We start from the raw sequence: 20,082 nt of genomic DNA, 5'->3' as shown, positions 1-20,082 counted from the left end.
CAGGTACGGTGCACGCCGTGCGCCTAGGGGTGCTTGATGTCGGGTCGAACACCGTCCACCTCTTGGTGGTGGACGCCCATCGGGGTGCCCACCCGACGCCGATGAGTTCGGAGAAGTCCGTGCTGCGGCTCGCCGAGCAGCTCGACGGCGACGGCCAGCTCACCAAGGCGGGCGCGGACCAGCTCGTACGCACCGTCGCGGCCACCAAGGCGTCGGCGGCCCGGCTGGGCTGCGCGGACCTGATGGCGTTCGCGACGTCCGCCGTGCGCGAGGCGGGCAACTCGGCCGACGTGCTGGACCGGGTGCGCACCGAGACCGGCGTGGACCTCCAGGTGCTCACCGGCGAGGACGAGGCCCGGTACACGTTCCTCGCGGTGCGCCGCTGGTACGGGTGGTCCGCCGGGCGGCTGCTGTGCCTGGACATCGGCGGCGGCTCGCTGGAGCTGGCGGCCGGCGTGGACGAGGAACCCGAAGAGGCGTTCTCGGTGCCGCTCGGCGCGGGCAGGCTGACCCGGACCCGGTTCCGGCACGACCCGCCGAGCCGGTCGGAGATCCGGGAGACCACCGAGTGGCTGGACGACCAGCTCGCGCCGGTGGTGAAGAAGCTGCGCCGAGTGGGTACGCCCGATCGTGTGGTTGCGACATCAAAGACCTTCCGGACGCTGGCCCGCCTGACCGGCGCCGCGCCGTCCTCGGCCGGCCCGCACGCCCGCCGCGTCCTCACCCACGCCGGCCTGCGGCAGCTCACCGGGTTCATCTCCCGGATGTCCGCGCACGACCTGGCGGAGCTGGAGGGCGTGAGCGCGAGCCGGGCCCACCAGCTCGTGGCGGGCGCGCTCGTGGCGGAGGCCACCATGCGAGCCCTGTCACTCGGCGAGCTGGAGATTTGCCCCTGGGCGCTGCGGGAAGGTGTCATCCTGCGTCGGCTGGACCACACTAATGGCTCGGACAGCGACGCGGAGCGGGACACCCCTACGGCCCGCACCCGCCGGCCGGGTGACACTGGACGGACTGGCCGCCACGGGGCACGGTGGAGTTGATGAGTCGAGAGAGCGAGTCGGAGCAGACCCAGCGCACCGTCGCGGAGCTGCTCGCCCAGTACGGCGCGGGCTCCGGCGAGGTGACGCCGCGTCGGCGACGCCGCCGTGCCGAGGACGCCTCGGACACCGCTCCCCAGGCGATCATCGACCGGGTCAACTCCGACAGCGGCCGGCTGCTGCCGATCCGCGACGAGCCGCCCCCGCCGTCGCGCTCCACCGAGGCCGAGCGCACGGCCTACCAGCCCCCGGTCCGCCCGGAACAGCCCAAGCCGGCCGCCCGGCCCGAGCCGCCCACCGGCCGCCCGGACCTGCCGCTGGGCCGAGGAGATCGCGCCGACCCGCCGCTGGGCCGGGCCGATTCCCGCGCCGATTCCAGGGCCGACTCGCACGCCCGGCCGGAGCCGCCCGCGTCCCGGCTCGACGCGCCGCTCGGCACCCGCGCCGAGCCCGGCCGCCACGAGCCGCCGCACGGCCGCGCCGACTCGCACGCGCGACCGGAACCACCGGCGTCCCGGCTGGACGCTCCACCCGGGTCGCCGGCCTCCCGGCTCGACCCGCTGTCCCGCCTGGACCAGTCCGCGCCCGACCGCCGTCGTGCCGTGCCGCCCGCGCCGAGCCCGGCCGAGGAGACCCGCCAGGTCCCGCCGATCACCGACGACTACACGGGCGGCGACTACGACGACTTCGACTACGCGGGGGAGTCGTCCCGGCCGAACATGCCGAAGCCGAGCCTCGCCCCGCCCACCCAGGGCCCCCCGAAGCCCGGCCCCCCGAAGCCCGGGCCGCTCAAACCCGGCCCGCTCGCCCCGGGGCAGCCGAAACCACTTGCGGACGGCAGCCGCGCGAACCTCGTCCGCCCGGGAGCGCCGCCGGTCGGCCAGCCCCCGGTCCGCGAGCCGGTGACCGAAGTCCTGCCGCGCATCTCGGACAAGCTCACGCCGAACGTGCCGCTGGAGTCGCTGCCCACCGAGTCGGTGCTGATCGTCCCGCCCGCGCCGCCCGCGCTGCCGGAGCCGCTGCCCGACCAGTCGGCCGAGGACTGGTTCGGCGACGACGAGGACGAGGAGCGCCCCGCCGAGCCGGAGAGCACCCAGTTCCACCCTTACGTCGACCTGGACGAGGAAGACGAGGACGACTACCCGCCACCGCGCCGCGACGCGCGGGCCTTCGAGGACGACGAGCCCGCCGGTCTCGCCGACGTCGACCCCGACGAGGACGAGGACGAGGACCGTTCGCCCGGCAAGGAGTGGCTGGTCATGATCGGCCAGTTGGCGGTCGGCGTGGTCGGCGGCGCGGCCCTGTGGCTGGGCTTCAGCTTCCTGTGGCGGACGCTCGCGCCCGCCGCGCTGGTGGTGGCGCTCGCCGTCACCGTCGGGCTGGTCATGCTGGTGCGCAAGATCCGCCGCGCCGACGACCTCCAGACCACCATCCTGGCCGTGCTGGTCGGCCTGATCGTGACCGTCTCACCAGCAGCGATGCTGCTGGTGAAATCTTGATCCCGGTCGGGCTGTCCACTGCTGCGGTGTGGCCGCAGCCGGCGGGCACGGCGTTCGAAGCCGCCGCCGAACTCGGGTACGACGGCGTCGAGGTCATGGTGTGGGCCGATCCGGTCAGCCAGGACGTCCGGGCCTTGCAGCGGCTGGCGAACAGCACCGTGCCGGTGCTCGCGGTGCACGCCCCGTGCCTGCTGATCAGCCAGCGCGTGTGGTCGCCCGACCCGGCGGAGCGGCTGCGGCGCAGCGTGCAGGCCGCGCAGGAGCTGGGCGCCCGCACGGTCGTGGTGCACCCGCCGTTCCTGTGGCAGCGCCGGTACGCCGAGGGCTTCGCGGACCTGGTCGCCGAGCTGGAGGACGCGAGCGGCGTCGCCATCGCGGTGGAGAACATGTTCCCGGTGCGGCGCAAGCTCGGCCGGGGCCGTTCGGTGCAGGTGACGGCGTTCCGGCCGTCGATCGACCCCACCGACGTCGGCCACCGCAACTACACGCTCGACCTGTCGCACGCCTCGGCCGCACACGCGGACGTCATGGAATTGGCCAAACGGATGGGTGACAACCTCACTCACGTCCACCTGGCCGATGGCACCGGACTGCCGAAGGACGAGCACCTGATCCCCGGACGGGGCAACCAGCCCTGCGCCGAACTGTGTCAGAGCCTGACCCGTTCGGGCTTCTCGGGACAGGTTGTGCTGGAGGTCAACACCCGCAAAGCGCGGACAGCCGCCGAACGCCGCGAGCTGTTGGCCGAGTCCCTGCTTTTCGCCCGGCTGCACCTCTGACCCGCTGCTTTCCCGTCAAGTACCGACTAGGGTCTTGATCGTGAACCCGCTTCGCTCGTTGATCCTCGCCGCCGCGGGCAACGACGCGGTACGGCGAGCCGTCGCGACCGCGCCGCTCAGCCGCGGGGTGGTGCGCCGCTTCGTGGCAGGCGAGACGGTGGCCTCGGCCGTCGACGTGACCGGCGACCTGGTCGAGCACGGCCTCCGGGTGACCCTCGACTACCTGGGCGAGGACACCACCGACCGCGAGGTCGCGGAGCGGACCGTGCAGGCCTACCTGTCGCTGCTGGACCAGCTACACGACACCGGCCTCGCCGTCGACGCCGAGGTGAGCGTCAAGCTGTCGGCCGTCGGCCAGGCCCTGGACGAACGCCTGGCGCTGGACAACGCGTCCCGCATCTGCGCCGCCGCCGAACAAGGCGGCACCACCGTCACGCTGGACATGGAAGACCACACCACGACCGACTCGACCTTGCGCGTGCTGACCGAACTGCACCGCTCGTGGCCGTCCACGGGCGCGGTGCTCCAGGCTTATCTGCGCAGGACGTCGGACGACTGCAAGGCTTTGTCCGGCTCACGCGTCCGATTGTGCAAGGGCGCTTATGCCGAACCCGCTTCGGTGGCATTCACCGACCCGCACGAAGTCGACCTGAATTACGTGCGCTGCGCCAACATCCTGCTGGCAGGCAGCGGATACCCGATGTTCGCCACCCACGACCCGAGACTGGTCGAAATCGTGGCCGAACGAGCCCGTTGGCACGACAAGTCGCCGGAACACTTCGAATACCAGTTGCTCTACGGCATCCGCCCGACCGAACAGGCCCTCCTAGCGGCGGAAGGACACGTAGTGCGCGTCTACGTGCCCTTCGGCGAGCAGTGGTACGGGTACTTGATGCGCAGGCTGGCCGAACGCCCGGCCAACGTGGCGTTCTTCCTGCGTTCACTGGTCAGCCGCTCGTGAGGAGCCCAGTGTCATTCTCGCTAGCCACTGCCGTACGCCCATTGGGCGACGGCACCTACATCGCCACCCTCCCCGCCGAATGGACCATCGGCCCGAAACCCCACGGAGGCTTCCTACTGGCCCTGGCAGCGCGCGCGGCGGTCCACTCGGCCACCACCGCGATGCCCGCCATCGAGGACCTGGCGCCGTTGGCGGTCAGCGCCCAATTCCTCCGCGCACCGGAGGTGGGCCCCGTGTTGTTGAGGACCGAAATCCGCAAGGCGGGCCGCACGGCAACCGTCGTCTCGTCCTGTCTCGAACAACGGGGCCGAAGCTGCGTCGAATCGACGGTGACCGTCGGCAGGCTCCCCTCGCAGTCCCCGGACTACGCGGACCTGCCGGACATCCCCGCAGCGCCGCCTGCGGACGCCATCGACCTGTCCACCCTCGGTCCGGGCGGCGTGTACAAGCTGGGTTCCGTGTGCGACGTGCGCTTGGACAAGGAAGGCGCGGGCTTCCTGTCGGGCCGTTCCGACGACCCATTGGTGCTACGCCTCTGGGTACGCCCTTTCAGTGAACGAGCGGACCCGTATTTCGCCCTGATCGCCGGCGACATCTCCATGCCGGTGACCTTCAACATGGGCCGTTTCGGGTGGTCACCCACCGTGCAATTGACGGCACTACTACGAGCCAATCCCGCTCCCGGTTGGCTGCGGGTGCAGGTCTCGTGCAGCGCGGTGCACGGACAATGGTTCGACGAGGACGCAGTCGTCATCGACTCGGCCGGCCGCCTGATCTGCCAGGCAAGACAACTAGCCCTGACCCCAGCCGGCTGACCTGAGCACCAGCGCGCTACGCGCTCTTGCAGTGGCGCGCGCAGCGCGCACACCGGTCGGTGGGCTGCGTGTCATCCCCGTATGGCCTGCCCGCAGGGAACCGCGCTTTTCCTGGGAATGCAAGCACGCTTTTCGCTTGCGTTCCCAGGAAAAGGGTGGTTGTCTTTGACCAGGTCATGCGGGGATGACACGACGCCCGAGTCTTGCTTTTGTGTACATCCTTGGCGGCCTGCCTGTCCGGCGAGGACGCTTTTAGCTTTCGTCTAAAAGCGAAAAGCGACGCTCGCCGCTTGGCAGGCCTCCGGGGAGGAAATGCCAAGGCGTCGTGTTCTCCCCGTATGACCTGGTCAAAGACCACCACACTTGTCAAGGAGGCGCAAGCGAAAAGCGTGCTTGCACCTCCTTGACAAGCGCGGTTGCCCTGCGGGCAGGCCATACGGGGAGAACACGAGGCCCCTTTGTGTGCTCGCGCAGGCTCCTTGCTGCTGTGCTTGCGCAGGCTTCGGGGTTGGTTGGTTGGTTGTCTGCTGCTGCTGTGGCTGGCGGATAGTCGTGCCTGCCGAACGGCGGAGGCGTGGCAGGCTTAGGTCCATGACGACGATCGCGGTGTTGGGGGCTGGGAAGATCGGGGAAGCGCTGTTGTCCGGGCTGCTGCAAGGTGGTCGGGCGGCGGAGGAGTTGTTGTTCACCGAGAAGCACCCGGATCGGGCCGCTGAGTTGACCAAGCAGTACGGGGTCGAAGGGGTGGACGTCGCGTCTGCCGCTTCGCGGGCCGACGTGTTGATCGTGGCGGTCAAGCCGCAGGACATCGAGCCGTTGTTGGACGACATGGCGCCGGTGATCAAGCCTGGCACGTTGGTCGTGTCGCTGTGCGCCGGTCTGCCGACCTCGCTCTACGAGCGCCGGTTGCCCGAAGGGACACCGGTTGTCCGGGTCATGCCCAACACGCCGATGGTCGTGGGTGAGGCGATGAGTGCCATCTCCGCCGGCAAGTACGCACGGGCCGAGCACCTGAACCTCGTGGACGACATGCTCCAGACCGTGGGGAAGGTGGCCCGCGTCCCCGAGAACCAGCAGGACGCCGTCACGGCGCTCTCCGGGTCCGGGCCCGCCTACTTCTTCTACCTGGTCGAGGCCATGATCGACGCGGGCATCCTGCTCGGCATCCCGCGTGACCTCGCCACGCGGCTGATCATCCAGTCGGCGGTCGGGGCCGCGCAGATGCTGAGCCAGAACGACCAGCACCCCGTCATCCTGCGCGAGGCCGTCACCTCGCCCGCCGGGACGACCATCATGGCCATCCGCGAGTTGGAGAAGCACGGGGTCCGCGCCGCCCTGCTCGCGGCCATCGAGGCTGCTCGGGACCGTTCGGTGGAGCTGGGACAGGCCCACGAGGCGGATTGATCCCGCCATTGGCCGTCGCACCAGTCCCACCTGTCCCGTTACCCTCATGGGAGCACGTGCGTGTCGAACCGTCGGTGGGGAAGCTGACGGCACGACGCGTGTCGAAGGACGCGGTGATCCATGCCGGAGGACAACGATCGAGCACCACTGGTCCAGGTGAAGTTCCTGACCGTCGCCGAGGTGGCGTTGGTGATGCGTGTGTCGAAGATGACGGTGTACCGGCTGGTGCACTCGGGCGAGCTCACGGCGGTGCGCGTGGGCAAGTCGTTCCGCGTGCCGGAGAAGGCCGTGCACGAGTACCTGCGGAACGCCTACTTCGACGCCGGGTGAGGGCACGCGCCGGCAGCCGGGTAAACTGACAGGCCGTTCGTGCCTGGTGTCGGCGCGCCCAACTGACGGGTGTCTCCACCGGCGCGTGGAGACCATCGTCTAGTCGTGAGTGAGGACCCCGCATGGGCTCGGTCATCAAGAAGCGCCGCAAGCGCATGTCGAAGAAGAAGCACCGCAAGCTGCTGCGCAAGACCCGCGTCCAGCGTCGCAAGCGCGGCAAGTAGACCCCAGCGGGTTTTCCGGCGCCGGCCTCCCCTCGCGGGGGGCCGGCGCCGTTTCATGCCGTTCGCACGAGTGGGGGTCCGCTGTCCGCGCTCCTGCGGGCGGCCATCCGGGTGAACGCCGCGGTCTGCGCCAAGACGGTGCCTGCGGAGCGATAGGGTCTCCGTTTTCCTGGGTAACATCCACGAGTCGCACCGCACCCAGGCACGGAGTCGCATGGCGCCCAAGGTCGTTCTCGTCACCGGTTGCAGCCGCTTCCTCGGCGGCCACCTCGCGGCGCGGTTCGCCGCCAACCCCGACATCGACCGGGTGCTCGGGGTGGACACCGAGCCGCCGTCACGCGACCTGCTGCGGCGGATGGGGCGGGCCGAGTTCGTGCGCGCCGACATCCGCAACCCGCTCATCGCCAAGGTCATCGCCACCGCGCAGGTGGACACCGTCGTGCACGCGTCGGTGACCGCCAACCCGGCCGGGCCGACCGGTCGGACGGTGATGAAGGAGATGAACGTCATCGGCACCATGCAGTTGCTGGCGGCGTGCCAGAAGTCGCCGCACGTGCGAAAGCTGGTGGTGAAGTCGACCAGTGCCGTCTACGGGTCCAGCTCGCGCGACCCGGCGGTGTTCACCGAGGACATGGGCCCGAAGGACCTGCCGTCGAGCGGGTACGCCAAGGACGCCGTCGAGGTCGAGGGCTACGTGCGGGGCTTCGCGCGCCGGCGGCCGGACGTGGCCGTGACGGCGCTGCGCTTCACCAACTTCATCGGCCCGCGCATCGACACCGTGCTGACCAGGTACTTCGCCCTGCCGGTGGTGCCGACGATCATGGGCTACGACGCGCGCGTGCAGCTCCTGCACTCGGAGGACGCGCTGGCCGTCCTGGAACGCGCCACGCTGCACGACCTGCCCGGCGTGTTCAACGTCGGCGGCGACGGGGTACTCCTGCTGTCACAGGCGATCCGCCGCGCGGGCAAGCTGCCGCTGCCGGTGCCCAGCTCCGCCGTCCCCGCGGTGGGCCGGTTCTTCCGCAGCGCGCGGCTGGTGGACTTCTCGCCCGACCAGATGCGGTTCCTCAACTGGGGCCGAGTGGTGGACACCGGCCTGCTCAAGCGCGAGTTCGGCTTCGCGCCGAGGTGGACGACGCAGCAGGCGTTCGACGACTACGTGAGCGGTCGCGGCATGCGACCGCTGATCGACCCGGACGTGGTGACGTCGGTGGAGCGCGGTGTGCTCGACGCGGCGGCCAGATTCCGGTGAACCCGGCGGAGGAGGTGGACGTGGCAGAGGCACGGGTGATCCCGCTGCACGCCCCGGACCGGGGGCGTCCGAGGCCGGAGGTGGTGGCCGACCCGGTCGAGGCCGAGCAAGCCCCCACCGGCTGGGAGCAGCGCCTGACGGACCTGCTGTCCTTCGCCCGCCGCCGCCTCCAGGGCGACTACGAGGTCGACGAGTTCGGCTTCGACCGGGACCTGACCGACAACGTCCTGATGCCGCCGCTGAAGCCGCTGTACGAGAAGTGGTTCCGGGTGGAGACCATCGGCCTGCACAACGTGCCCGCCGAGGGCGGCGCGCTGATCGTGGCGAACCACTCGGGCACCCTGCCGCTGGACGCGACCATGACGGCGTACGCCGTCCGAGCGGACCACCCGGCCCGCCGGCACCTGCGGATGCTCGGCGCGGACCTGGTGTTCAAGACCCCGGTCCTGGGCGCCCTGGCCCGCAAGTCCGGCCAGACCCTGGCCTGCAACCCGGACGCGGAACGCCTGCTGCGCTCCGGCGAACTGGTGGGCGTGTGGCCGGAGGGGTTCAAGGGAATCGGCAAGCCGTTCAAGGACCGGTACAAGCTGCAACGCTTCGGCCGGGGCGGCTTCGTGTCGGCGGCGCTGAACACCGGAGCGCCGATCATCCCGTGCTCGATCGTGGGCGCGGAGGAGATCTACCCGATGATCGGCGACCTCAAGGCCCTGGCAAGGCTGCTCGGCTTCCCGTACTTCCCGGTGACACCGTTCTTCCCGCTACTGGGCCCCCTCGGCGCCATTCCGCTGCCGTCGAAGTGGTACATCGAGTTCGGCGAGCCGATCCGGACCGACGTCTACGGCGAACACGCGGCCGACGACCCGATGCTGGTGTTCAACCTGACAGACCAGGTGCGAGAGACGATCCAACAGACCTTGTACCGACTCCTGACCCAACGCCGGAACGTGTTCCTGGGCTAGGCCTTCCCGGAGTCCGCAGGCACCACGATGACCTGGTCGGCGTCTTCGTAGACGACCACACCAGGATCGTCGGAGGTGACGCGCTCACAGCCCACACCGTGTGCCGCAAGAATTCCCAAATACCCGTCGATCCGTTCGATCAGGTGCCCGGCGGAAGACTTGAACCAGGCCACCGCCCCGGGATTCACCTCCCGGTCGTAAACCAGCGGGTCAACCGTGGTCGGATCGGTGTAAGCAGCGTCGTACCAGGCGTTGTTGACCCGGCGGAAAGCCTCCTGCCCGGCGGTCAGCCGCCCTTCCCGAGCCAGCCCGTTGATCAGCCCGAACACACCGGGATAGATGCCTCGTTGATTGCGGACGGTGGCCTGGAACCGCACATACCGCTCACCCACGGCGTCGATAAGCCAATCCCACCGCGACAGCCCCCGCCACCGCCCCCGCCCCCAACACCGACGGCACCCAGATCTGGGCGGCCTTCCGCCCGGTGCGGAAGTCCCGGATCTCCCAGCCCCGCTTGCGGGCCGTGTCGCGCAACCCGGAATCGGGGTTCACGGCCACCGCCGTGCCGACCACGGACAGCATCGGCACGTCGTTCACCGAGTCCGAATAAGCAGTGCACCGCCGCAGGTCGAGCCCCTCCTTGGCGGCCAACGCGCGCACCGCGTGGGCCTTGGCGCGCCCGTGCAGGAGGTCGCCCACGAGCTTGCCGGTGTAGATGCCGTCCTCGCTCTCGGACACGGTGCCCAGCGCGCCGGTCAGCCCGAGCCGCCGGGCGATGATCTGGGCCAGCTCCACCGGCGTCGCGGTGACCAGCCACACCCGCTGGCCGGCGTCCAGGTGCATCTGCGCCAGCGCCTGCGTCCCGGTCCAGATCTTGTCGGCCATCAGCTCGTCGTAGATCTCCTCGCCGAGGCTGACCAGCTCCGCCACCGAGCGCCCCGCCACGAACGACAGGGCCTGCTCGCGGGACGCCTTGACGCTCTGCGGGTCCTCCCGGCCGCCGACCCGGAACTTGATCTGCTGCCACGCGAAACCCGCGAGGTCCGAGTTCCGGAAGTACTTGCGGGCCGCCAGGCCGCGCGCGAAGTGGAAGATCGACGCGCCCATCATCATCGTGTTGTCCACGTCGAAGAACGCGGCGGCGGTCAGGTCGGTGGGAACCCCCGGCGACGGTTCGAGTGCGGGTGTGGCCAGCGCGGCCTCGGCCGAGGCCTCACCGGCCAGCTCGGCGAGCCTCTCCCGCTCCGCCGAGCCCTCCACCACACGCCTTCTCACCACGTCAGCGCCTCCCGGGGTCCGATGGGGACAGGGTAGCGATCAGCCGGTGAGGCCGGGCAGCGGCAGCGAGGGCAGCGTCAGGGTAGGTAGCTGGACGGGCGGCGTGATCGACACGGTCAACGACGGCAGCGGCAGGGTCGGCTCCGTCGTGCGCGGTGGGACGCCGGGTGTCGTCCCTGCGCCGGGGGGCGCGGGCGCGGTGGTCGGCGGGACGCCGGAGGTGGCCGGGGGCGACGCCGGCACGGCGGGCAGGTCGGTCGTCGACGTGGTCGTCGGCTCGACCGGTGGCGCGACGCAGTCGCCGGTCGCGGGCACCGGGCCGACCTGGTCGAACCGGCCGGACGTCACGGTGGCGCACTGGCCGCGGGCCGCGAGGTCGGCGGCGCGCTGCGCGATGCGGGCCAGCAGGTCCAGCGACGTGCCGGCGCGGGTGGCGGCGTCCACCGGCAGGCTGCCGCGCAGGCCGCCCAGCCGGGTGGTGTGGGACGTCGCCCAGTCGCGCAGCGAGCCGAGCGCGCGCCGGTCCGAGCCCGACCCGAACGCGGCCAGCACGCGGGAACCGGCCGCGGCGTCGGCGTCGAAGTCGGCCAGCGCCGTGAGGTAGCCGCCCAGCGGGCCGCCGCCGGCGTCGCGGTACCGGTCGACCAGGATCTCCAGCTCGGAGACGCGGGCCGAGGCGAACTCCAGGCGCTTGTACCCCTTGGACTCCTCGCCGAAGGTCAGGCCCAGCGAGGCCGACTCGGCGGTGCGCTTGACGCCGTACAGCGCGTCGCCGGGCAACGCGTCGCGGGACAGCAGGAGGCTCATCCCGGCGAGTGAGAACACCAGGCACAACGCGGCAACCAGGGCTACCGCTAATCGGCCGTGCGCTCCGCTGCGCGGACGCCGCCGGTCGACCTTGGTGGGTGGGGACGGGCTCGCGCCGAGCACCCGTTCCCGCATCCGCGCCCTGGTCGCCTCGTCCGGGCCGCTCGTCGCTGCGGCTTCCCGCAGCAGCGTGACGACGGCCAGCTCGTCGGCGAACGCCGGGTCGGTGTCCCCGGGCAGCGCTTCGACGGCGCGGGCGAACTGCTCGCGCTGCCTGTGACGCCATAGCGGCGTGATCCCTCTGCCCACCATCCCGCACCGACTCGTCAGGAGTTCCTGTCCCGAGTAACGAAAGCGAAGGCGCCGGGGTTACGCGGGCGCGATCGGCGCGTCGGCGGTCACCGTAGCCAGTTCGGCAGCAGTTGGGCCAGCCGACGCACCGCGCGGTGCTGCAAGGCTTTGATGGCGCCTTCGTTGCGCCCCATCTTCGCGGCCGTCTCGGCCACGGACAAGCCCTGGATGAAGCGGAGAGTGATGCACTCTCGCTGGTCGTCACCGAGTTGCGCCACGCAGCGGAGCAGCTCGGCGTTCGCCGCGTCGGTCAGCACCTCCTGCTCCGGACCGCTCGTGACCTCGCGGTTGTCCGCCAGCTCGGCGGTGGTGACCTCCAGCCGGTAGCGGCTGGACTTCACGTGGTCGAACACGATGTTCCGGGCGATCGTGACGAACCAGGCGCCGACGTCCCGGCCCTGGTAGCTGATGGACCCGATGCTGCGCAGCGCGCGCAGGAACGTCTCGCTGGTCACGTCCTCGGCCAGCGTCCGGTCGCCGACGCGGAACAGGACGTACCGGTACACGACGTCCACGTACCGGTCGTAGAGCGCGCCGAACGCGTCCGTGTCGCCCGCCTGGGCCGCACGCACGAGGTTCCACGGCTCTCCCGCCGCGCCCGTCTCCACGCTCTCGATCGTGCTGGACTGCCCTCCAGTGCTCCACATCGAACGGAGCCTCCGGGTGGCTCCGACTGTGATCCGTCCGTCGGACGTGTTCTCGCGTGCCCTGGCGCTCATCGGCTCGCGGCACCTCCACAGAGTCGCCGTCCGGGCAGCATACGTGTTGTTACTCCGTAGTAGGTAGCGGCAACCGGTCTCGAATCCGCGACGCGTTCGGAGGCACTGCGTGACGCCGCCCACGCGTGACAGACTGCGCGGAGGCCGCTGTCGTTCCCCAGGAGGTCGACTTGACCGCTTCTGCCCGCAACGTCGCCGACCTGGTTCGCGCTTCCGCGCACCGTGGACCCAAGCACGCGGCACTGGTCGATGTCACGACTGCGAACAGTTATACCTGGGCCGAATTGGACTCGTTCGTGGATCGCGAGGCGCATCGACTGGTGGACGCGGGCGTCGAGCCCGGTGACCGCGTGGTCGTGCGGCTGCCCACCGGACCGGCGTTCTGCGTGGCCGTGTTCGGCGTGCTGCGCGCGGGCGGCGTGGTGGTGCCCGCCGGCCCCGGCCAGCCCGCCCGCGAGCTGCAACGCCTGGTCGCCGACAGCGGCGCGCGGCTGCTCGTCGGCGACGGCGCCGGGTCGGACGCCGAGGTGCTGGGCGAGCCGGAGCTGCTGGCCGGCGAGGAGTTCCCGGCCATCCGGTCGGGCGAGGACCTGGCCGTCCTCGGGTACACCTCCGGCACGTCGGGCGTGCCGCGCGGGGCGATGCTGTCGCACCGGGCGCTGCTGGCCAACGTCGACCAGTGCGCGTCGCTCCGGCCCGCGCCGGTGACCGCCGGGGACCGGGTGCTGCTGGCGCTGCCGCTGTTCCACGTCTACGGGCTGGGGCCGGGGTTGTTCCAGGTGGCGGGCGCGGGGGCGACGGCCGTGCTGCTGGAGCGGTTCGACCCGGACGGCGCGCTGACCGCCATCCGCGAGCACCGGGTGACCACCGTGGTCGGGGTGCCGCCGATGTACCAGGCGATCCTGGCCAAGCCGGTGGAGCGGCTGCGCGAGGACCTGGCGACCGTGCGGCTGTTCACCTCCGGGGCCGCGCCGCTGGCGGTCGGGCTGCTGGACACGATGCGGCAGGCCGTGGGGTTGCCGGTGTACGAGGGGTACGGGCTGACCGAGACCGGGCCCGTGCTGACGTCGACGCTGGTGGGCGGGCTGCCCAAGGCCGGGTCGGTGGGGCAGGCGCTGCCCGGCGTGCAGGTGCGGCTGGTGGACAGCGACGGCCGGCCGTTGGACCAGGACGAGGACGAGCCCGGCACCGGGCTGGTGGCGGCCAAGGGCGACAACCTGTTCAGCGGGTACTGGCCGGACGGGGCGCACGGGCCGGACGCGGACGGCTGGTTCCGGACCGGGGACGTGGGGTACGTGGACGCCGACGGCGACCTGCACCTGGTGGACCGGGCCGGGGACCTGATCATCGTCAACGGGTTCAACGTGTACCCGCACGAGGTCGAGCAGGTGTTGTCGGAGTTGGACGAGGTTGCCGAGGCCGCCGCGGTCGGGGTGCCGGACGAGCGGACCGGGGAGTCGGTCAAGGTCGTGATCGTGCTCGGTGAGGGCGCTTCGCTCAGCGCGGACGCGGTGAAGGACCACTGCGCTGCCCGGTTGGCGAAGTTCAAGGTGCCCACGGTGGTGGAGTTCGCTCCCGCGTTGCCGCACTCGCCGACCGGGAAGCTGGCCCGCGCCCGGTTGCGGTTGCCGTCGGCCTGAGGCTGCCGGGCTGGGATGATGTGTGGGTGAGCCACCACGTGACGTTGCTGAGCCGGGTCGACTGCCATGCCTGTGAGCAGGCGGAAGCCGACCTCGCGCGGATCTGCGGCGAGTTGGGTGTGCCGTGGGAGGTGCAGGACGTCGACGGTGATCGGGAACTGCGGGCCGAGTACGGCGACCGGGTGCCGGTGATCCTCGTCGACGGGGCCGAGCACGGGTACTGGTCGGTCGAGGAGGCCCGGCTGCGGGCCGCCCTGGCCGGCTGATCTCCGGGCTGATCTCCGGGGCTGATTACCGGGGGCTTACGGAATCACCGAACCGGTCGGGGTCGGGTGTCGAATCAACGGTATGACGCGTTGGACCGCTGCCCTGCTCGGGATCCTCGGTGTGGCTGCCGCCTTGGCCGCCGGGCACCTCGTCGCGGGGCTGGTGGGGCCCACGGCGTCGCCGTTCCTGGCGGTGGGGAACACCGCCATCGACTTCACGCCCAGTCCGCTCAAGGACTTCGCCGTCCGCACGTTCGGCACGTACGACAAGCTGGTCCTGCTGGTCGGCATGGCCGTGGTGATCGTCGCCCTCGCGGTCGTGGCCGGGTTGCTGTCGCGCGAGAGCCCGCTGCCCGGCACGGTGCTGGCGTCGGCGCTCGGCGTGGTCGGGGTCGCGGCCGTCCTCTACCGCCCCGACCTGGGGCAGCTCGGTGTCCTCGCGCCGGTCGCGGCCGGTGTCGTCGGGGTGCTGGTGTTCCGGTGGCTGCACGGGCTTGCGTCCCGGCCGCAGGTCCGCAGCGAGAGCCGGCGGGGGCTCCTGATCGTGGCCGGCGCGAGTGTGATCGCCGGGGTCGGCGGGCAGTTCGTCGGCACGCGGACCGATGTCGAGGGGTCTCGTCGGGCCGTCGGCGAGTTGAAGCCCGTGCGGCCGGCTCCCGCGATCCCGGACGGCGCGGACTTCGTCGGTGACGGCACGCCGGGGTTCATCACCTCGAACCAGGACTTCTACCGCGTCGATACAGCGCTCAGCGTGCCCCGGCTCCGGGCCGAGGACTGGGTGCTGCGCGTGCACGGGATGGTCGACCGCGAACTCAACCTCCGTTACGAAGACCTGCGCCGCCGTGACCTGGTGGAACGCACCATCACCCTGACGTGCGTCTCCAACGAGGTCGGCGGGCCTTACGTCTCGACCGCGAACTTCGTCGGCGTGCCGTTGCGGGACGTCCTCGCGGAAGCCGGTGTCCGGTCCGGCGCGGACCAGTTGTTCTCGACCAGCGCCGACGGCTGGACGGCGGGCACGCCGGTCGACGTGGTCATGGAGGAGGACCGGGGCGCGTTGATCGCGTTGGGCATGAACGGCGAGCCGCTGCCCGTCGAGCACGGCTTCCCGGCCCGGCTGGTCGTGCCCGGCCTGTACGGGTTCGTGTCGGCCACGAAGTGGGTGGTCGACCTGGAGCTGACCACGTTCGCGGCGAAGCGGGCCTACTGGCTCGACCGCGGCTGGGCGGAGAAGGCCCCGATCAAGACCATGTCCCGCATCGACCGGCCCAAGGGGCTGGCCAAGGTGCCGGGCAGGGTCACCGTCGCGGGGGTGGCGTGGGCGCAGCCGACCGGGGTCGCGAAGGTCGAGGTGCGGGTCGACGGCGGGCCGTGGCAGGACGCCCGGCTCGCCGCCGCCGTGAACGGCTCGACGTGGCGGATGTGGCGGGTCGAGCTGGACCTCGCGCCCGGCGGGCACACCGTCGAGAGCCGGGCCACCGACAACTCCGGGTTCACCCAGCCTCAGGAGCGGGTGGAGCCCGTCCCGGACGGCGCGACCGGCTGGCACTCGATTTTCTTCACCGTCGAGTGATTCACCCGAACCGGACGGCCCCCTACTTCGAACGTCTCAGTGAATACCGAGTCCGGTAAACCTGAGGAGTGATCCGCCGTGCGGAACAGCAAGCTCGCCATCGTCGGCGCCATCGCCGCCGCCGCCCTGTCAGCCGTGGCGTGCGGGAGCGGCAACACCGCGTCCAGCACGACCACCACCGCCGCGCCGACCACCACCACGACGACCACCCAGGCGATGGCCGACGGGGTCACCAAGACCACGGACGTGTTCGGCCCCGGCTGTGCGGGCGTCCCGCAGGACCCGTCCGACGAGGGCTCGCTCCAGGGCATGGTCGACGACCCGGTGGCCACCGCCGCGAGCAGCAACCCGCTGCTCACGAAGCTGGTCGCGGCGGTCAAGGCGGCCGGTCTGGTGGACACCCTGAACTCGCAGGAGGCCATCACGGTCTTCGCGCCCGCCGACCCCGCGTTCGCCGAGCTGGGTGACGCGAAGTTCACCGAACTGGCGAACGACCCGGCCACGCTGGGCAAGATCCTCCAGTACCACGTGGTCGGCAAGCGCTACGACGCGGAAGGGCTGGCTTCCGCCGGCGGCGTCAAGGCGCTGACCGGCCAGGAGTTGAAGATCTCCGGCACCGGCGACGGGATGACCGTCAACGGCGTGCCCGTGCTGTGCGGCAACGTCCCGACCAAGAACGCGACGGTGTTCGTGATCGGCAAGGTGCTCTCGCCCCCGGCCGCGTAACCGGCTGGATCGGCCCGCCTCCGGTGAGGCCCACGTTCAGGTGAGCCGAGTCTCCGCGTATCCCAGCGGCGGTTCGGCTCACCTTTCTCGTGGGGGGATGTTCCATGGGGGTAGCGCGGGATCGAGTTGTCGGGCAGGGGCCGGGCCGCCGACTTTGTGCATACGTTCACAAGCGGTACGGTGGTCGTATCACTCCGCTGGTGACGATGCCCGGCGGGTCAGTGCGTCGGATGTCGAGGAGAGCCAGCGTGGTGGGTCGGCGGGGCGAAGGTGACGAGGTCGTGACCACCGCCACGCCGCCGAAAACCGACGGGAAAACCGCCGAGACGCCCGCCGACGTCCGGGAGCGGGCGCGGGCGATCCCGGAGGCGGCGGTCGCGCGGCTCGCGGTCTACCTCCGCGTGCTGTCCGGGATGGTCGAGCAGGGCGTGACCACGATCTCCAGCGAGGAGCTCGCGGGCGCGGCCGGGGTCAACTCGGCGAAGCTCCGCAAGGACCTGTCCTACGTCGGGTCGTACGGCACGCGGGGCGTCGGGTACGACGTCGAGGTGCTCGTGAGCCACATCGAGCGCATCCTCGGACTCACCCGCAAGCACTCCGTCGCGGTCGTCGGAATCGGTAATCTTGGTCACGCGCTGGCCAATTACGGCGGGTTCCCGAGCCGCGGCTTCCCGGTCGCCGCGCTGTTCGACATCGACCCGGACCTGACCGGTGTGCCGGTAGGCGGCATACCTGTCAACCACATCGACGACATCACGTCGGTCTGCGCCGAACGCGAGGTCTCGATCGGCGTGATCGCGACGCCGCCGCAGGCCGCCCAGGCCGTCTGCGACCGTTTGGTATCCGCCGGAGTCCAGTGCATCCTGAACTTCGCACCTGTCGTACTCCAAGTGCCGGATTACGTCGAGGTGCGCAAGGTCGACCTGGCGGTCGAGATGCAGATCCTGTCGTTCCACGTCGCTCGGCGGGCTGATGAGGCCGCTGTCGACGTGGTCAACGGCGTCGGTGTGGACGGGGTGGTGATTCGCCCGTGATCGTGCGGGTAGTGAGCCGAACGGCTCCGCGTGGCACGTCGGCGAAGCCGACCATGGATTCAGTGGCGAAGCCGACCATGCGCTCAGTGGCGAAGCCGACCATGCACTCTGTGGCGCAGCCGACCACGGGCACCACGGGCTCGGTGGCGGCATGAGCGTCCTCGTCGTCGGGCTGTCCCACCGCACCACGCCGGTTCCCGTGCTGGAACGCGTCGCCGTCGCCGACTCCGACCTCGGCAAGCTGCTCGACCGGCTGCTGAAGGCCCCGAGCGTGTCCGAGGCCGTGCTGCTCTCGACCTGCAACCGGGTCGAGGTGTACGCGGTCGTCGAGACCTTCCACGGCGGCATGAACGAGGTCGTGGAGGTGCTCGCCCGCCAAGCGGGGGCCGAGCCCGGCGACCTGTTCGAACACCTCTACGTGCACTACTCCGCCGCCGCCGTCGAGCACCTGTTCTCGGTCGCGGGCGGCCTGGACTCGATGGTGGTCGGCGAGGCGCAGATCCTGGGCCAGTTGCGCACCGCCTACAACCGCGCGGACGAGGCCGGTGTCGTCGGCCGCACCCTGCACGAGCTGACCCAGCAGGCGCTGCGGGTCGGCAAGCGGGTGCACACCGAGACCGACATCGACCACGCGGGCGGGTCCGTCGTGTCCGAGGCGCTGGCCGACGCCGCCGAAGCGCTGGGCGGGCTGACCGGCCGGCAGGCGCTGATCGTGGGCGCGGGCTCGATGGGCGGCCTGGCCGCCGCGCACCTGCGCCGCGCCGGCATCGGCGAGGTCGTCATCGCGAACCGGACCGCGGCCAACGGCGCCCGGCTGGCGACCGCGCTGGCCGCCGACGGCGTGCCGGCCCGCTCCACGGGACTGTCGGACCTGACCGCCGAGATCGCGCGGGCGGACGTGCTGTTCGCCTGCACCGGCTCGGTGGACGTCGTCGTGGGCGCCGAGCTGATCGGCGACCGCGAGCCCGGCCGGCCGCTGGTCGTGTGCGACCTCGGCCTGCCCAAGGACGTCGACCCGGCCGCCGCGCTGCTGTCCGGCGTGCGCGTGGTCGACCTGGAGACCCTGCAACGCAGGCTGTCCGACGCCCCCGCGGGCCAGGGCACCCTGCGCGCGGCGGAGATCGTGGCCGAGGAGGTCCGCGGCTACCTGGCCGGGCAGCGCTCGGCCGAGGTCACGCCCACCGTGACGGCGCTGCGCAAGCGGGCCGCCGAGGTCGTGGACACCGAGCTGCTGCGGCTGGACTCGCGGCTGCCCGAGCTGGACGGGGCGGTCCGCGACGAACTGGCCAAGACCGTGCGCCGCGTGGTCGACAAGCTCCTGCACACGCCGACGGTGCGGGTCAAGGAGCTGGCCGCCGCGCCCGGCGGCGCCGGGTACGCCGAGGCGCTGCGCGAGCTGTTCGGCCTCGACCCGCAGAAACCCGCCGCCGTCAGCACACCCCATTCGACGCAGGACGCTACCCAGACCAAAGGTGAGAAGCGGTGAACCGCACGCTGAGGATCGGCACGCGCGGCAGTGCGCTGGCACTCGCGCAGACCGGTCACGTGGCCGACGCGTTGCGCGCCGCCGGCGCCGACGTGGAGATCGTGACCATCTCCACCCCCGGCGACCGGTCGTCCGCGCCGGTCGCCGAGATCGGCATCGGGGTCTTCACCTCGGCGCTGCGCGACGCGCTGGCGAACGGCGAGATCGACATCGCCGTCCACTCGTACAAGGACCTGCCCACCGCGCGTGACCCGCGGCTCGCGCCGGCCGCCGTCCCGCCGCGGGAGGACCCGCGCGACGCGCTGGTCGCCCGCGACGGCCTGACCCTGGGCGAGCTGCCCACCGGGTCGAAGGTCGGCACCGGCTCGCCCCGCCGGGCCGCGCAGCTCGAAGCGCTGGGCCTGGGCCTTGAAGTCGTCCCGCTGCGCGGCAACGTGGACACCCGCATCCGCAAGGTGGCGGACGGCGAGCTGGACGCCGTCGTGCTGGCCCGCGCCGGTATCGCCCGGCTCGGCCGCACCGCCGAGATCACCGAGACACTGGAGCCCATCCAGATGCTTCCCGCGCCCGCCCAGGGCGCCCTCGCAGTGGAGTGCCGGGTCGACGACGTCGACACCGAGCACCTCCTCCAGTCCACGCTGGACGATTCGGCCAGTCGGGCCGCTGTCACCGCCGAGCGGGCCATGCTGGCCGAGCTCGAAGCGGGGTGCAGCGCGCCGGTCGGCGCACTGGCCGATGTGGTGGAAGACCTTGACGACCAGGGAGCGGTAGTCCTCCGCCTGTCCCTGCGCGGGGTCATGGCGACGGAGGACGGCGACCTCCTCCGTGCGTCCGCCACCGGTGACTTGACCGCAGCAGAGGAACTCGGCCGCGCGCTGGCCGCCGAGTTGCTCGACCTCTCCGGCCTCGCCGCTGCGCGGTCGGAGGGGCGTAGTTGATGGG

Annotated in this window: 21 protein-coding genes; 17 read left to right on the top strand and 4 right to left on the bottom strand. The window is 71.3% G+C overall.

Annotation, left to right across the window (positions count from 1 at the left end):
* Nucleotides 1-17 precede the first annotated feature (17 nt).
* The 10 genes from ACQPZF_RS39915 to ACQPZF_RS39870 all read left to right on the top strand — a co-directional run bounded on the left by ACQPZF_RS39915 (nt 18) and on the right by ACQPZF_RS39870 (nt 9,260).
* Complete coding sequence (locus ACQPZF_RS39915; RefSeq protein ID WP_433266108.1) at nt 18-1,040, top strand: hypothetical protein; 1,023 nt, start codon at nt 18-20, stop codon at nt 1,038-1,040.
* Nucleotides 1,040-2,536, top strand: coding sequence for a hypothetical protein (locus tag ACQPZF_RS39910; RefSeq protein ID WP_433266106.1), 1,497 nt, complete (start codon nt 1,040-1,042; stop codon nt 2,534-2,536). Before ACQPZF_RS39915 ends, ACQPZF_RS39910 begins: the two co-directional genes overlap by 1 nt.
* Nucleotides 2,533-3,315 (top strand): sugar phosphate isomerase/epimerase family protein, encoded by a 783-nt coding sequence (locus ACQPZF_RS39905; protein ID WP_433266104.1) that lies wholly within the window; start codon nt 2,533-2,535, stop codon nt 3,313-3,315. Before ACQPZF_RS39910 ends, ACQPZF_RS39905 begins: the two co-directional genes overlap by 4 nt.
* A 40-nt stretch (nt 3,316-3,355) precedes the next feature.
* Entirely contained in the window at nt 3,356-4,276 is a 921-nt protein-coding gene (locus tag ACQPZF_RS39900) for a proline dehydrogenase family protein (RefSeq protein ID WP_433266102.1), read from the top strand.
* Nucleotides 4,277-4,317: 41 nt separating this feature from the next.
* Nucleotides 4,318-5,091 (top strand): thioesterase family protein, encoded by a 774-nt coding sequence (locus tag ACQPZF_RS39895; protein ID WP_433266100.1) that lies wholly within the window; start codon nt 4,318-4,320, stop codon nt 5,089-5,091.
* A gap of 591 nt (nt 5,092-5,682) precedes the next feature.
* Complete coding sequence (gene proC / locus ACQPZF_RS39890) at nt 5,683-6,495, top strand: pyrroline-5-carboxylate reductase (RefSeq protein WP_433266098.1); 813 nt, start codon at nt 5,683-5,685, stop codon at nt 6,493-6,495.
* Nucleotides 6,496-6,615: 120 nt separating this feature from the next.
* On the top strand, nt 6,616-6,825 hold the full coding sequence (locus tag ACQPZF_RS39885; RefSeq protein WP_015105423.1) for a helix-turn-helix domain-containing protein: 210 nt from the start codon (nt 6,616-6,618) through the stop codon (nt 6,823-6,825).
* 122 nt (nt 6,826-6,947) lie between these two features.
* A complete protein-coding gene (locus ACQPZF_RS39880; RefSeq protein WP_015105422.1) occupies nt 6,948-7,049 on the top strand; it encodes a 30S ribosomal protein bS22 in 102 nt (33 codons plus the stop codon).
* 214 nt (nt 7,050-7,263) lie between these two features.
* The gene (locus ACQPZF_RS39875; protein WP_433266096.1) at nt 7,264-8,301 is read left to right on the top strand and encodes an NAD-dependent epimerase/dehydratase family protein; all 1,038 of its coding nucleotides are present in this window, start codon (nt 7,264-7,266) and stop codon (nt 8,299-8,301) included.
* 20 nt (nt 8,302-8,321) lie between these two features.
* Nucleotides 8,322-9,260 (top strand): lysophospholipid acyltransferase family protein, encoded by a 939-nt coding sequence (locus ACQPZF_RS39870; RefSeq protein WP_433266094.1) that lies wholly within the window; start codon nt 8,322-8,324, stop codon nt 9,258-9,260.
* Here ACQPZF_RS39870 and ACQPZF_RS39865 read toward each other — a convergent pair.
* From ACQPZF_RS39865 to ACQPZF_RS39850, 4 genes are all read right to left on the bottom strand, one after another.
* The gene (locus tag ACQPZF_RS39865; protein WP_433266092.1) at nt 9,257-9,637 is read right to left on the bottom strand and encodes a hypothetical protein; all 381 of its coding nucleotides are present in this window, start codon (nt 9,635-9,637) and stop codon (nt 9,257-9,259) included. The two genes, ACQPZF_RS39870 and ACQPZF_RS39865, sit on opposite strands and share 4 nt — an antisense overlap.
* Before the next feature lie 7 nt (nt 9,638-9,644).
* The gene (locus tag ACQPZF_RS39860; protein ID WP_433266090.1) at nt 9,645-10,538 is read right to left on the bottom strand and encodes an HAD family hydrolase; all 894 of its coding nucleotides are present in this window, start codon (nt 10,536-10,538) and stop codon (nt 9,645-9,647) included.
* A 39-nt stretch (nt 10,539-10,577) separates the two neighbouring features.
* Nucleotides 10,578-11,654: a DUF5667 domain-containing protein gene (locus ACQPZF_RS39855; protein ID WP_433266088.1), complete on the bottom strand. Its 1,077-nt coding sequence runs from the start codon at nt 11,652-11,654 to the stop codon at nt 10,578-10,580.
* 89 nt (nt 11,655-11,743) lie between these two features.
* Entirely contained in the window at nt 11,744-12,343 is a 600-nt protein-coding gene (locus ACQPZF_RS39850; protein ID WP_433266086.1) for a sigma-70 family RNA polymerase sigma factor, read from the bottom strand.
* A gap of 242 nt (nt 12,344-12,585) precedes the next feature.
* Between ACQPZF_RS39850 and ACQPZF_RS39845 the strand changes: the two genes are divergently transcribed.
* The 7 genes from ACQPZF_RS39845 (at nt 12,586) to hemC (ending at nt 20,078) form a co-directional block, all read left to right on the top strand.
* Complete coding sequence (locus tag ACQPZF_RS39845) at nt 12,586-14,055, top strand: AMP-binding protein (protein WP_433266084.1); 1,470 nt, start codon at nt 12,586-12,588, stop codon at nt 14,053-14,055.
* Nucleotides 14,056-14,081: 26 nt separating this feature from the next.
* Nucleotides 14,082-14,321 (top strand): glutaredoxin family protein, encoded by a 240-nt coding sequence (locus tag ACQPZF_RS39840; RefSeq protein WP_433266082.1) that lies wholly within the window; start codon nt 14,082-14,084, stop codon nt 14,319-14,321.
* A gap of 82 nt (nt 14,322-14,403) precedes the next feature.
* A complete protein-coding gene (locus ACQPZF_RS39835) occupies nt 14,404-15,894 on the top strand; it encodes a molybdopterin-dependent oxidoreductase (RefSeq protein ID WP_433266080.1) in 1,491 nt (496 codons plus the stop codon).
* 78 nt (nt 15,895-15,972) lie between these two features.
* Nucleotides 15,973-16,620: a fasciclin domain-containing protein gene (locus ACQPZF_RS39830; RefSeq protein WP_433266078.1), complete on the top strand. Its 648-nt coding sequence runs from the start codon at nt 15,973-15,975 to the stop codon at nt 16,618-16,620.
* Between the two features lie 230 nt (nt 16,621-16,850).
* On the top strand, nt 16,851-17,654 hold the full coding sequence (locus ACQPZF_RS39825) for a redox-sensing transcriptional repressor Rex (RefSeq protein ID WP_433266076.1): 804 nt from the start codon (nt 16,851-16,853) through the stop codon (nt 17,652-17,654).
* Nucleotides 17,655-17,805: 151 nt separating this feature from the next.
* Nucleotides 17,806-19,140 carry a glutamyl-tRNA reductase gene (locus tag ACQPZF_RS39820; RefSeq protein ID WP_433266074.1) on the top strand — a complete coding sequence of 445 codons (1,335 nt, stop codon included), beginning with the start codon at nt 17,806-17,808 and terminating at the stop codon, nt 19,138-19,140.
* Entirely contained in the window at nt 19,137-20,078 is a 942-nt protein-coding gene (gene hemC, locus ACQPZF_RS39815) for a hydroxymethylbilane synthase (protein ID WP_433266072.1), read from the top strand. Before ACQPZF_RS39820 ends, hemC begins: the two co-directional genes overlap by 4 nt.
* Nucleotides 20,079-20,082 lie beyond the last annotated feature (4 nt).

It is taken from the genome of Actinosynnema sp. CS-041913, from assembly GCF_050942485.1.
Lineage (GTDB): Bacteria > Actinomycetota > Actinomycetes > Mycobacteriales > Pseudonocardiaceae > Actinosynnema.
Note: the sequence above shows the minus strand (reverse complement) of the source record. Positions and strands in the feature narration are given on the sequence as shown.

What these genes read in the sequence shown, in the direction of transcription:
- ACQPZF_RS39885 (WP_015105423.1), top strand. Translation starts at nt 6,616, where the DNA reads ATGCCGGAGGACAACGATCGAGCACCACTGGTCCAGGTGAAGTTCCTG.
- ACQPZF_RS39910 (WP_433266106.1), top strand. Translation starts at nt 1,040, where the DNA reads ATGAGTCGAGAGAGCGAGTCGGAGCAGACCCAGCGCACCGTCGCGGAG.
- ACQPZF_RS39825 (WP_433266076.1), top strand. Translation starts at nt 16,851, where the DNA reads ATGTCGAGGAGAGCCAGCGTGGTGGGTCGGCGGGGCGAAGGTGACGAG.
- ACQPZF_RS39875 (WP_433266096.1), top strand. Translation starts at nt 7,264, where the DNA reads ATGGCGCCCAAGGTCGTTCTCGTCACCGGTTGCAGCCGCTTCCTCGGC.
- ACQPZF_RS39820 (WP_433266074.1), top strand. Translation starts at nt 17,806, where the DNA reads ATGAGCGTCCTCGTCGTCGGGCTGTCCCACCGCACCACGCCGGTTCCC.
- proC (WP_433266098.1), top strand. Translation starts at nt 5,683, where the DNA reads ATGACGACGATCGCGGTGTTGGGGGCTGGGAAGATCGGGGAAGCGCTG.
- ACQPZF_RS39880 (WP_015105422.1), top strand. Translation starts at nt 6,948, where the DNA reads ATGGGCTCGGTCATCAAGAAGCGCCGCAAGCGCATGTCGAAGAAGAAG.
- ACQPZF_RS39835 (WP_433266080.1), top strand. Translation starts at nt 14,404, where the DNA reads ATGACGCGTTGGACCGCTGCCCTGCTCGGGATCCTCGGTGTGGCTGCC.
- ACQPZF_RS39850 (WP_433266086.1), bottom strand. Translation starts at nt 12,343, where the DNA reads ATGTGGAGCACTGGAGGGCAGTCCAGCACGATCGAGAGCGTGGAGACG.